The sequence below is a fragment of the Microbulbifer agarilyticus genome (genome assembly GCF_001999945.1).
GTDB classification, from domain to species: Bacteria; Pseudomonadota; Gammaproteobacteria; order Pseudomonadales; family Cellvibrionaceae; genus Microbulbifer; species Microbulbifer agarilyticus_A.
Genome location: NZ_CP019650.1, coordinates 346,114 through 358,286 on the forward strand (window position 1 = coordinate 346,114; position 12,173 = coordinate 358,286).

Annotated in this window: 10 protein-coding genes; 9 read left to right on the forward strand and 1 reads right to left on the reverse strand. The window is 54.6% G+C overall.

Going from position 1 to position 12,173, the window contains the following annotated elements:
- From Mag101_RS01450 to Mag101_RS01475, 6 genes are all read left to right on the forward strand, one after another.
- The gene (locus Mag101_RS01450; protein ID WP_010132403.1) at window positions 1-186 is read left to right on the forward strand and encodes a DUF2065 domain-containing protein; all 186 of its coding nucleotides are present in this window, start codon (window positions 1-3) and stop codon (window positions 184-186) included.
- A 63-nt stretch (window positions 187-249) separates the two neighbouring features.
- On the forward strand, window positions 250-1,440 hold the full coding sequence (locus Mag101_RS01455) for an ATP phosphoribosyltransferase regulatory subunit (protein WP_077399784.1): 1,191 nt from the start codon (window positions 250-252) through the stop codon (window positions 1,438-1,440).
- A 119-nt stretch (window positions 1,441-1,559) separates the two neighbouring features.
- The gene (locus tag Mag101_RS01460; RefSeq protein ID WP_077399787.1) at window positions 1,560-2,882 is read left to right on the forward strand and encodes an adenylosuccinate synthase; all 1,323 of its coding nucleotides are present in this window, start codon (window positions 1,560-1,562) and stop codon (window positions 2,880-2,882) included.
- Between the two features lie 194 nt (window positions 2,883-3,076).
- Entirely contained in the window at window positions 3,077-3,745 is a 669-nt protein-coding gene (trhA, locus tag Mag101_RS01465; RefSeq protein WP_077399790.1) for a PAQR family membrane homeostasis protein TrhA, read from the forward strand.
- A 153-nt stretch (window positions 3,746-3,898) separates the two neighbouring features.
- Window positions 3,899-5,146, forward strand: coding sequence for a lytic murein transglycosylase (locus Mag101_RS01470; RefSeq protein WP_077399793.1), 1,248 nt, complete (start codon window positions 3,899-3,901; stop codon window positions 5,144-5,146).
- Between the two features lie 237 nt (window positions 5,147-5,383).
- Window positions 5,384-6,580 carry a multidrug effflux MFS transporter gene (locus tag Mag101_RS01475; protein ID WP_077399796.1) on the forward strand — a complete coding sequence of 399 codons (1,197 nt, stop codon included), beginning with the start codon at window positions 5,384-5,386 and terminating at the stop codon, window positions 6,578-6,580.
- Between the two features lie 79 nt (window positions 6,581-6,659).
- Here Mag101_RS01475 and Mag101_RS01480 read toward each other — a convergent pair whose 3' ends face one another.
- On the reverse strand, window positions 6,660-7,535 hold the full coding sequence (locus Mag101_RS01480; RefSeq protein ID WP_077399799.1) for a Stp1/IreP family PP2C-type Ser/Thr phosphatase: 876 nt from the start codon (window positions 7,533-7,535) through the stop codon (window positions 6,660-6,662).
- Window positions 7,536-7,756: 221 nt separating this feature from the next.
- Between Mag101_RS01480 and Mag101_RS01485 the strand changes: the two genes are divergently transcribed.
- From Mag101_RS01485 to tagH, 3 genes are all read left to right on the forward strand, one after another.
- On the forward strand, window positions 7,757-8,584 hold the full coding sequence (locus Mag101_RS01485) for a transposase (RefSeq protein WP_232325090.1): 828 nt from the start codon (window positions 7,757-7,759) through the stop codon (window positions 8,582-8,584).
- 92 nt (window positions 8,585-8,676) lie between these two features.
- Window positions 8,677-10,116 (forward strand): type VI secretion system contractile sheath domain-containing protein, encoded by a 1,440-nt coding sequence (locus Mag101_RS01490; RefSeq protein ID WP_157520094.1) that lies wholly within the window; start codon window positions 8,677-8,679, stop codon window positions 10,114-10,116.
- Window positions 10,117-10,231: 115 nt separating this feature from the next.
- Entirely contained in the window at window positions 10,232-12,109 is a 1,878-nt protein-coding gene (tagH, locus tag Mag101_RS01495; RefSeq protein ID WP_077399805.1) for a type VI secretion system-associated FHA domain protein TagH, read from the forward strand.
- Window positions 12,110-12,173: the final 64 nt, after the last annotated feature.

The window sequence follows — 12,173 nt, forward strand, 5'->3', positions numbered from 1 at the left end:
GTGTGGGACGAGCTGGTCCGGGCCATAGGCCTGGTGCTGATCATCGAAGGCATTTTGCCTTTTCTCTACCCCAAGCGCTGGCGCGCACTGGTACAGCAGTTGGCATCTGTGGATAATCGCAGCCTGCGCACGGCGGGGCTCGTTTGTATGCTCGCCGGCACGGCCCTGCTGATGCTGTTTGACTGAGCTTCAGGACCGAGATTCTCCCGGCCGAGAAGGCCACACCGCTAATTATCGAACGCCCACATCATGACCCAAGCCGAACGCTGGATGCTACCGGATGGCATCGCCGAGATTTTGCCCGCGGACGCCAAGCGGGTGGAAACCCTGCGCAGAGACCTGTTGGATCTCTATCACCGCTGGGGGTATGAAATGATCATTCCGCCGATGGTGGAATTTACCGATTCACTGTTGATCGGTATGGGGCGCGATGTGGACCTGAGTACCTTCCGGGTGACCGATCAGTTGTCTGGTCGCAGCCTGGGTATCCGCGCGGATATCACGCCGCAGGCCGCGCGCATCGATTCCCACAGCTTCCCCAGAAGTGGCGCTAACCGTCTGTGTTACGCCGGCCAGGTGTTGTACACCCGCCCGCGTTCGCCGATGGGCCCGCGTGCGCCGATTCAAATTGGTGCCGAGTTGTATGGCGTCGAGAGCCTGCAGGGCGACATCGAAGTCATCAGCCTGATGGTGGAGACCCTGCGCACCGCGGGTATCCGCGAGATCCATCTGGACCTGGGGCACGTGGCGATCTTCCGCAGCCTTGCGGATGCCGCGCAGCTGGATGAAGCCCAGCAGGGCGCACTGACCTCACTGCTGCAAAGCAAGGCAGTGGCGGATATCGAGCGCTGGGTGGAAGAGAATATTGCCAGTGCGCAGGCGGCGAAATGGCTGCGCAACTTGCCTCGCCTTGCCGGCGGCAGCGAATGCTTGGCGCGCGCCAGTGAACTGTTTGCCGATGGCCCCGAGGCCCTGCGCAATGCGCTGGACGAATTGCAGCAGGTCGCGGACGCGGTGGCGCGTCGTTATCCACAGGTAGAGCTGTTTTTTGACCTGGGTGAGATGCGCGGTTACGACTACGAGACCGGCCTTGTATTTGCCGCCTACTCCCCGGGGCACGGGCAAGCACTGGCCAACGGTGGCCGCTACAACGGCATCGGTGCCGTATTTGGGCGCGACCGCGCAGCCACCGGTTTCAGTACCGACCTGGTAGCCATTAATACCCTGGGGCAAAACGGTGCAGACGAAGCCGCCGCGATTCTCGCCCCTGCCAGCGATTGCGCGCAGTTGTGGCAAACCATCGGTGCTCTGCGCGCCGACGGTGAGATTGTCATCAGCACCATGCCTGGCGAAGGCGGTGGCGACACCGAAACCCTGGCCCGCTGCGACCGCGAACTGGTGCGCGAAGGCGACGACTGGGTGGTGAAACCACGGGGCTGAAGCCTAAGCTATTCGATTGAGTCGAACTTTTTATTGCACTTTCTGGCCGCTAGACGGGCGCGGCCGACAGTTTTTTTCCGCCCGTCTAACGTTGAACTGACGACACGAGATATACACACATGGGCAAGAATGTAGTGGTGCTGGGCACCCAGTGGGGCGACGAAGGCAAAGGCAAGATCGTCGATTTGCTGACCGAAAAAGTCGCACTGGTAGTCCGCTTTCAGGGCGGTCACAACGCCGGCCACACCCTGGTAATCAACGGTGAAAAAACCGTTCTGCACCTGATTCCCTCCGGTATTCTGCGCACCGATGTTACCTGCCTCATCGGCAATGGCGTGGTGCTCTCTCCGGAAGCCCTGCTGAAAGAAATGGGCGGCCTCGAGTCTGCCGGCGTACCGGTGCGCCAGCGCCTGCGTCTGTCCCCCGCCTGTCCGCTGATCCTGCCGGTACACGTGGCCCTGGACCAAGCCCGTGAAAAAGCCCGCGGCGCCAAGGCGATCGGCACCACCGGCCGCGGCATTGGCCCGGCCTACGAAGACAAGGTTGCCCGTCGCGGTCTGCGCCTCGGCGACCTGTGCAACTGGGATAATTTCTGTGCCCAGCTGAAAGAATTGCTCGAATACCACAACTTCGCCCTGACCCAGTACTACAAGGCGGAACCGGTCAGCTACGAGGAAACCCTCAAACTGGCAGAAACGTGGCGTGAAGAGCTGGTACCGATGATTTCCGATGTGGCGGATATGCTGCACAAGGCGCGCGAGAACGGCGAACACATCCTGTTTGAGGGTGCCCAGGGTTCCCTGCTGGATATTGACCACGGTACCTACCCGTTTGTAACTTCTTCCAATACCACTGCAGGCGGCACCGCCACCGGCTCCGGTTTTGGTCCGCTGTACCTGGATTACGTACTGGGTATCACCAAGGCGTACACCACGCGCGTGGGCGGCGGTCCTTTCCCCACCGAGCTGGATTGTGAAGTGGGTCGCCACCTTGGTGAAAAGGGCCACGAGTTTGGCGCTACCACCGGCCGTCAGCGCCGTACCGGCTGGTTCGATGCCGTTGCCGTACGCCATGCTATCCGCATCAACAGCATCTCGGGCCTGTGTCTGACCAAGCTGGACGTACTGGACGGCCTGAAAGAAGTGAAAGTCTGTGTGGGCTACCGTAACGCTGCCGGCGAAGATGTGCCGGTACCGTTCGATGCCGCTGGTTGGGAAGGTGTGGAGCCGGTCTACGAATCCATGCCGGGCTGGAGTGAGACCACCTACGGTGTGCAACGCGAAAAAGAGCTGCCGCAGGCCGCGCGTGACTACATCGCGCGCATCGAAGAGCTGGTGGGTGCGCCTATCGATATCATCTCCACCGGTCCGGACCGCGTACAGACCATCGTGCGTGAATCCTCCGCCCTGTGCGAGATGGGCATCCATAACCCCAGCGTGTAATTCCGCGGGTCAATCGACCCGTCAGGAACCCTCCTGTTTGAGGCCGGCGATACTCGCCGGTCTCAAACTTTGCTTGCCTCCCGCCGTACAAATCCTGATCATGGGACTGTAATTCAATTTGCAGTCACATTTTCCTGCCATCCTGAACCGCTTGTTCAACCTGTGCAGATTCGGTAACCCAACGGGTAAGCGCCATGTCCAATAGCATGACCGCCAAGGTCGCCACTCGCTACACCTTCGCCGAGGAGATCGCCAATAGCGTCACCCACGGTGTAGGCGCCTTGCTGGCCATTGCCGGTCTCGGTGTTCTGTGCGCCTTTGCCGCTCTGCGTGGGGATGCCTGGCATATCGTCAGCAGCAGTATTTATGCCGCGACCCTGATATTGTGCTTCTCTGCCTCGACGCTTTACCACAGTGTTACCCACGCCGGTGCCAAGCAAATTTTGCGCACCCTGGACCACTCCGCCATCTTCCTGCTGATCGCTGGAACCTATACGCCATTTACCCTGGTAACCCTGCGTGGCCCCTGGGGTTGGACAATATTTGGCGTAATCTGGGGGCTCGCTCTGCTGGGCCTGATTATCCAGTTCTCGCCGCTGAAGAGGATCCGCGCCCTGTCCATTACCCTGAGTGCGCTGATGGGTTGGGTGATCGTTGCAGCGGTTAAACCGCTGATGGACAACCTGGCCCCGGGTGGCCTGCTGCTGCTGGTACTGGGTGGCCTCTGCTACACCGGCGGCATTGCGTTTTATCTGTGGCGTAGCCTCCGCTTCCACCATGCCATATGGCACCTGTTTGTACTGGCAGGCGGCGTACTGCATTTCTTTGCCGTGCTGTTCTATGTAATTCCGCCGGCCTCCTGATTTCCCTGAGCCCTCGGCTCGCGGTTAGCGGGTCGAGTATGTGGAAAAAAGTGTCGTTCCAGTCACACCCTGAATGACTGGCGTCAATCCTCCCTTTCCGTTGCCAGCCTTCCGTTCTACCCTTGTGCGAGCTGTTATTGCCAAGGAGCTGTTATGGGCCAGGTTGCCTCTTTACCGGCGCGCCGCACCGGTAGCCACTATTTCTTCCTGTTCGCACTTTTATCCCTTTGTGCCCTGTTGCTTGTGGGGCCCCATGTGGCGGCCGCTGCTGCCGACCCGGGATTTGAAAAGTGGAAAAAGGAGTTTCGTAAGCAGGCGCTGAAAGAGGGGATTACACCAGAAACCTTCGACCGCGCCTTCAAGGGTATCGAATCCCCTGACCAGTGGGTGCTGGATAAGGCGAGCTTCCAGCCAGAGTTCAAGGCGCCAGTGTGGCAGTACTTTGATAACCGTGTAACCAAATACGCGGTGCAGCGCGGCAAAGCCAAGAAAAAGGAGCTGAAGCCCTGGCTCGACAAGATTGAGAAGCAGTCCGGCGTTAACCCGAATATCCTGTTGGCGATTTGGTCCATGGAGTCCAGCTTTGGCGCCATTTTGGATAACAAAACCGTCATGCGCAGTGTGATTCGCTCGCTGGCCACACTTGCCTATGCCGACCCAAAGCGCAAAAAGTTTGGTACCAGCCAGCTCCTGGCAGCGCTGCAGATTTTGCAGAGCGGCAAAATCGACGAAAGTAATCTCACTGGGTCCTGGGCCGGCGCAATGGGACACACCCAGTTCATCCCAACCAGCTACCAGGCTTATGCGGTAGATATGGATGGCGATGGCAAAAAAGACATCTGGAATTCCGTGCCCGATGCGCTGGCGACCGCGGCCAATCTACTGAAAAAGAATGGCTGGGTATCTGGGCAAACCTGGGGCTACGAAGTCACCATCCCGGATCGCAAATTACCCGCCGGTAAGCTGAAGATTTCCGAGTGGGAGAAGCTTGGCGTAAAACGTGTGCGCGGCAAGGAGTTCCCCCGCCCGAATGACGTCGCCGAGTTGAAGCTTCCCGCTGGCCGCAAAGGCCCAGCGTTCCTGATGCTGAAGAACTTCTTCGTCATCAAGCGCTACAACAACTCCGACCGCTATGCCGCGGCGGTGGGCATCCTGGCCGACCAAATCGGTGGTGCACCCCCGCTCAGCAAGGACTGGAAGCGTCCCTTCACCAAACTGGATCGCGATGAAATCATTGAGTTGCAAACCAAGCTCAAGGAGAAAGGCTTCTACGATGGTGAGATTGATGGCAAAGCCGGGGGCGGTACACGCAAAGCCATCCTCAAGTTTGAAGAGAGTGTCGGCGTTGATCTGCAGGGTTTCCCTAGTAAAGAGGTGCTGGAGCTGATCCGTACGAACTGACACCTTTTTTTACAAATAAGCGGTGCTTTGGCAGTCAGCTATTGACTGGCATGGCACCGTTTTTTATTTGTGTGTCGATAACTGCAGAGGTCCAACCAGATTGCGAAGTGACGTTCACCCAACGACATTTGGCTTGCTTTTGACTTACTGCAAGGGCTGATAGACTCACCAAAGGTTCGGACGCACGCTGGTCCGGTGGTTGTACCGGAAGCGCTTCCGAAAATAAGTCCGAGCTTGATGAAATCTGATTTTGTAAAAATGGCGCTGATCTTGGGCCTGCTCAGTTGTGTGGGCCCTTTTGCCATTGATATGTACCTCCCCGCCATGCCGGCGATGGCGGAAGACTTTGGTGTGTCCGCGACCAAGTCCCAGTACACGCTGGTGTCTTTTTTTATCGCCTTTGGTGTATGTCAGCTCTTCTACGGCCCCGCCGCGGATATGTTTGGCCGCAAACCTCCGCTGTATTTCGGGCTGGCGATATTTCTCCTGGCATCCCTCGGCTGTGCGCTTTCCCCCACAATCGAATGGCTAATCACTATGCGCTTTGTTCAGGGCGTTGGCGCGGCCTCGGTGATGTCGATCCCTCGTGCGATTATCCGCGACCGCTATACCGGTACTGACGCCACACGTTTGATGGCCTTGGTGATGCTGGTGATATCAATCTCACCGATGCTGGCGCCGCTTGTGGGCAGCTTGCTGATGAATCCATTTGGGTGGCCGATCGTTTTCTATGCGGTGGCCGCGGCAACCGTGGTGAGTCTTCTGTTGATCCGCTTTGCCTTATCCGAAACTCTGCCGGTAGCGGAACGGGTGCCAGTAAAAATTTCTGCGATGTTCGCTGCGTTCAAGGTCTTGTTTCGCGATCCGATCTTCATGGGAATGACGCTGATTGGCGGTATGGGAACCGCCAGCTTTTTCTCGTTCCTCGCGATTGCCGCATTTCTCTATACCGAGTACTACGGCCTTACCCCCACCCAATTCAGTCTGGCCTTTGCCTTGAATGCGCTTGGGTTCTTTACTTCAAGCCAGTTCGCGGCAAGTCTTGGCGAGCGCTTCGGTGGTGTTGCCGTGGTGAAGTGGGCGGTAAATGGGTTTGCGCTGACCGCACTTGTACATTTGCTACTGAATATTTCCGGCGTGGACAATTTTGTCGTCCTGGTGACGTTGTTGCTCTTATCGAATGCCTTTCTCGGCTTGATTGTGCCAACAACCATGGTGCTGTCTCTGGATGAGCATGGGCCAATCGCCGGCACCGCTGCGGCTCTGGGCGGAACTCTGCAGATGGTATTGGGCGCAATTGCAATTGTTATTGTCAGTGCGGTGTTTGACGGATCACCGTTCACGTTGGTTTCATCCATTGCTGTATGCGGTATGTCTTCTGTAATCCTGTTTTTTCTTACCTTGCGCCGCCCTGCGCATCCCGTTAATGGCTGAGCCGCTGCGTCGCCTCTTCAGCTTGGCCTGGCGGGATGTCGCAGGCCGAATTTAAAGTGCGATGTCATTTTTGTTGGGTTTAGTTGCCGCTGTGCTGATTTTTTCGCACGGTTACATCGTGTTTTTGTGCAGGCTTTAGCGTGATCGCGTTGCCGTCGAACTCTGCTATCGCACCCGCTCTCTGGCAAAACTCAATAATTCCCACACTAATATTGTCTCGGCCGCCATCAGTATTGGCAAAGTCAATAAAGTGATCCACGGAATCCAGCGCGGGGCGGTGGGTGGCGAGTATCCGCTCAATCGCATGATCATCCGCATACTCGGTCAAGCCGTCACTACAGAGTAATAATAGGGCGCTCTCTTTTAGATTCCAGCTATTTATACACGCCTCGACCGGCTCAGCGATTCCTAGTGCGCGGGTTATATGATTGCGAACTTGGGACGACTGTGCCTGTTCTGAAGTCATTTGCCCTGCATCAATCATTTCCTGCACGACACTATGGTCTCTGGTGAGGCGCTGAAGACCATAAGGGTTCCACAAATATGCGCGCGAATCACCTACATGGGCGACGATCAAAAAATTTTGCCAAATTACCGCCACAACCAGTGTAGTGCCCATTTGCGAAAACTCCGGGCGTGTTTGCTTCGTGTCGATAATTTCACGATTAGCTTGTTCTACGCCCTCGAGTAGCGTGGCCTGGAGTAATAATTGCTGTTCAGCAAGTGAGGCTGAGAGAAAGTTGGGGCTAAGCAGCCCATCCAAATTCGCTGCCAGTGCTTTAGTCGCGATACCACTCGCAGTGGCGCCACCCGTGTAACCCCCCATGCCATCGGCGACAACAATAAACGCAAACGGTTTTTCCTCATCACAGTGACAGTAGATGCTGTCTTCATTTTCTTGCCGCACCTGACCAATGTCGGTGCGACCATTGACTGTCAGCCTCGTTGGCTCCATGCCACTCACGACTCCATAAATATTCTTAAAAATGAACGGATTGAAGCGCAAACAGGTACGAACGTTTCACAAAAATTTTTCCGTCATGAAGCCGCAATGTTAACGCGCTCGAGCTTTTGGTTTGAAATTTTTTTAAATCATTTGCAATAATGCGAATCCACTGCGAGTAATGGATGTGCAGCTGGTACGGCTGTACAAATTAAAAAGGATTTTTTGGCACGATGCCCCGTCTTCCGAGACTTAACCTCATCGATATTCCTCAGCACATTGTGCAGGTGGGACACAATAATCTTCCGTGCTTTTTTGATGAAGAGGATTATCAGTTCTACCTAGACAGCTTGCGCAATGCTTCTGATCAGTATCAGGTGGACATTCATGCCTACGTGTTACTTCCGAATATGATCCAAATAATTGCTACTCCGAGGGTGCCTGATGGTATTTCTTCGATGATGCAGTCTCTTGGTCGTCGTTATGTTCAGTTTGTAAATCACCGCTATCGCAGGTCGGGAACACTTTGGGCTGGACGCTATAAGTCCAGCTTGATCGATTCCGATGCTTACCTTCTTACTTGTTACCGTTATGTTGAATCTCGCCCCATTTATCTCGGCTTGTCAGATTCAATGAGTGACTACTGCTGGTCGAGTTTTCTGCATCACGCCAACCTCGTGCGTAACAATGTCATCAAAGATCACCGTCTATACATGGAGCTTGGGAGTAACCCAGCTGCGCGTGCAGATGCCTATCGCGAGCTCTTTCGCTATCGATTCGATCGGCGTCTTTTGGAATACATTGCTGAAACAATAAAGCTCGGGCAGATCCTCGGGGGCGATGTCTTCAAAGACAAGATTGAGCAGATTTCCAATCAGCGAGTGAGGCCCCTGAAACGCGGTAGGCCGAGGAAATCAGTGGCAAAAGCAGTGTCCGACGAGTCGATAATGGATGGGCCAGAAAAAGACGGGCAGCACGCAGAGACCGCAGCGGATAGCAGCGAAGTGGTAGAGGATGGTGTAAGTCGGAAAGGATCCATATCTCTGGAGGCGGGACTTTGACTCGGGCGACGATACGAACAAGTGACCCAATATTTCGATCTTCTGAAGACTCAGGAAATTCCTCTAGTGGGTACGGCTGTGCCCGATTTAAGGTGGCGGTCGTTGGCGATTTTAGTGGGCGTAGTAGCCGATCATTGTGCGAGCCGGAGTCTCTGCACACGCGTCCAGCGTATCGGGTAACGAAGGACAACTTCGAGCAACTCTTCGAGAGGCTTCAGGTCCGCGTAAAAATTCCTGCTTTTGACGCCCCATTACCACTACTCGAGTTTGACGATTTACATCCGGACTATCTCTATCAGAGAGTGCCACTTTTTGAAAAGTTTGCCGAACTTGAGCAGCAACTATTAAACCCAGGTCAATTCTCTCGTGCCGCGAAGGAAATTCGCAACTGGCATTCGGATATCGTAGAAAGGACTCAGCCGTGCAGAAAAGCACACATATCACAGCACAAAGAACAAAGAGAACAATCCATTCTCGACAGAATTCTAACCGGTGAGCCCTATCAACCACTGCAAGAAAAATATGCCAACGACGCGACTTTGGGACAAATAGATCTTCTTATAAAAGATATCGTCGCTCCCTACGTTCAGCAAAAGCCAGACGTTAACCAGACTGCGTATCTCGATGCGGTAACCGAAGCGAGCTCAGAGGCGATGCGAAAGATCATGCATCACAGCGATTTTCGCCAACTCGAAGCGAGCTGGCGGAGCCTGCATATGTTGCTTCGCCGATTGGGAGAACACCCTGGTTTGGAAGTACACCTGCTGGATATTAGCAAGGCGGAAATACTTGCGGATCTCGCACATGCAAACGACGATCTTGAGGAATCGAAGTTATTCAAGTGCCTGGTTGAGCGAAATACCACGGCTGGTGATGCGCCATATGATCTGATTGTCGGCGATTTTTATGTTGCTGACGACGAGCGTGATCTACATATGCTGATCGACCTGGCCACCATGGTGGAGGCTACAAGTAGCACGCTGATCCTCGGTGGGGATTATCGGCTAGGGGGCTGCCCGAGTATGGCAGGGTCGATGGATCCGGACGATTGGTGCTCCCCACTCGATGCGTCTTTTACGCAAAGCTGGCAGGCATTGCAGGGATATGAGGCCTGCCAGCATGTTGCCCTGGCCGCACCACGATTTCTCCTGCGTTTGCCTTTTGGCAATGATGCGTCGCGGACGGACAACTTCAAATTTGAGGAGCTCACACCAGAATTGGGTCATCGATACTACTTATGGGGAAATAGCGCATATTTACTGGCGCTATCGATCTGTTCCGCTTTCATTTCTTCCGGAAAACCATCTCTTGTGCAAGCGGATCACTACAGGGACCTACCATTACATTTGCGCAAGTTCCCCCACGGCGATTGGCTAACCCCGTGTGCGGAAGCATGGATGACAGATCGTGCCGCCGCACGTTTCTATGATGCGGGCTTAAGTACATTGCGCTCGGTTCAGGGGCGTGACGAAATTGTCTTGCCGAAGTTGCAGTCGATAGCGGGCACAGAATTGCGTGGCTCCTGGTCATGATCTACAGATCCCAACAACAGGGTTGTAAGTGCGCTCTTCTGCGTTGCGGGACATCCAATTTAATATCGCGAAAGGTATCGTTGCCACGCGTGATTAGTATGCGAGCCTGACTATTATGGATCTATTGCTTTCAGTCATCGCGGACCCCGAAGGGTCAAATATGCAAAAGCACACCAAGCTTTTCACTCCGCAGGGCGGGAGTTTTGGCCGCGCTGACAGCAATGACTGGGTGCTTGTTGACCCTCAGCGAGTAGTATCGTCGCGTCATGCTGAGATCATCTTTTCTGATGGTCGTTATTTTTTAAAAGACGTGAGTACTAACGGCACATACCACAATCAATCGAGCAGTCCGGTTGGCAATGGTAATCAGATTCCGTTGGCGGACGGCGACGTGCTCGCGCTGGGAGACTATAGGCTCAAGGTTTCGGTACGTAAGCCAAAACCCGATAGTCCGTTACCCAAGGGGGTGGGTGGCGCAGATTTTCTTGATAGTGCTGATCGCACCACATTTAGCGCGGAAGCTGCGGCAAAGATGCAAAGTAATAAAGAGGCGCAAGAGCTCGATAGTTGGTTGGAGCCCGGTGCCGCTGCCGCAAAAAATCATAGCGGTGAGTGGGGCTACTTGGTCAGCGAAAATGAGAGTAAGACAAATAATTCATTAGAGGACTTTCTCGGGCAAGAGCAGCCTACTGATCCATTGCAGGTCATGGGGGCTGGGAGGTCCGCACAGGACGGTTTGTTTGGCGGCTCCTTAGGCAACAGTGATTTTGACCCACTTGCGGATCTAGGTGGTAATTCGTCTCCTGAATCCGTTTCCTCACCTGCATTGGCTAACAGTTGGGGCGATGACGACGCCTGGTGGAAAGATGGCAGTGAACAGGATCATGCGCCCGCCCACAATCATTCCATGCAGATCCGTCCGCAGCAGTCGTCACCGACGCTTTCCCCTGAACGTCCCTTTGCAAGGCGCCCGGCCGCTGGTTCGGATTTTGACGAGCACTCAATATCTGCGCCGAAAGCCAAGTGCAATCCCGACAATCTCCATCCACAGCTGTCGAACACCCCGTGCGTTAATCCGCAAGAGAACCCTTTTGCCGAATCATTCTCAGAAGTGGCTGGTAATCAAATTGCTGGCGCCCCGGTACTTGGGGAAGGAGGTGCGGGGAGCAATGGCGGCGTTGGAGGCGATGGAAGCGAAAGCGCTGATATCGCACTGTCATCATTACACAGGGGCGCTGTGCCTGCCTCAGGTCAGCCCGCGCCCGAAAGCTTCTCCGGCATGGAGAATGCTGGTTTGGGCCCTGTATCTAACAGAGGGGCGAGTGTCGCTCAGGGATCCCAGCAATTCAGTACTCCGTCGATGGCCACGACGATGCGTCCTTCGCCGGAGGTGGTGCCACAGAAAACCTCTACGGCAGACAGTATGCCGTTTCTGGCCCAGAAGCTCGGAGTGGCGTTACAGGGAGATCAACTGACACAGTTTGACAGACAGACTGCTGCGATTGTCGAAGAGAGCGTGGGGCGGCTGATCGACCTGCTGCGTGCACGAACCAGTATCAAAAATGAATTGCGGGTGCAGCGCACCATGATCCAGACGGAGGCAAATAATCCGCTCAAGTTCAGCGCTACTGCAAGGGATGCATTGGACGCGATGTTTACCGGCAATAGTGCTTTTATGACTCCGGTAGATGCGGTGCGAGATGGTTTCGATGATCTTTCGGATCATCAGGTGGCGGTCTTGTCGGGAATGCGCGCCGGTTACGAGGCAATGTTACGTTATTTTAATCCGGACAATATAGAACGGCGTGGCGGTGTCCAAAGCGGAGTATTTTCCAGTAAAAGTGCACGAAATTGGGACAACTATGTTGAGGCATACCGTGAGTTGGTGAGTGATCCTGATAGCTGCTATCGGCGTCTGTTTGGTGAAGAATTTGCTTCCACCTATGAAAACCAGCTTTCAGAGTTGAAAAATTCACGAGCTTTTAACAAGTGAGCAGGAATCGAAATCGAATATTTTTACAGAAGATAGGTATCAAGAGCCATAAGTATCTGAAAAC

Excerpts from the sequence above, each read along its gene's own strand:
- Mag101_RS01455 (WP_077399784.1), top strand. The coding sequence starts at position 250 with ATGACCCAAGCCGAACGCTGGATGCTACCGGATGGCATCGCCGAGATT.
- Mag101_RS01460 (WP_077399787.1), top strand. The coding sequence starts at position 1,560 with ATGGGCAAGAATGTAGTGGTGCTGGGCACCCAGTGGGGCGACGAAGGC.
- trhA (WP_077399790.1), top strand. The coding sequence starts at position 3,077 with ATGTCCAATAGCATGACCGCCAAGGTCGCCACTCGCTACACCTTCGCC.
- Mag101_RS01470 (WP_077399793.1), top strand. The coding sequence starts at position 3,899 with ATGGGCCAGGTTGCCTCTTTACCGGCGCGCCGCACCGGTAGCCACTAT.
- Mag101_RS01475 (WP_077399796.1), top strand. The coding sequence starts at position 5,384 with ATGAAATCTGATTTTGTAAAAATGGCGCTGATCTTGGGCCTGCTCAGT.
- Mag101_RS01480 (WP_077399799.1), bottom strand. The coding sequence starts at position 7,535 with ATGGAGCCAACGAGGCTGACAGTCAATGGTCGCACCGACATTGGTCAG.
- Mag101_RS01485 (WP_232325090.1), top strand. The coding sequence starts at position 7,757 with ATGCCCCGTCTTCCGAGACTTAACCTCATCGATATTCCTCAGCACATT.
- tagH (WP_077399805.1), top strand. The coding sequence starts at position 10,232 with ATGGATCTATTGCTTTCAGTCATCGCGGACCCCGAAGGGTCAAATATG.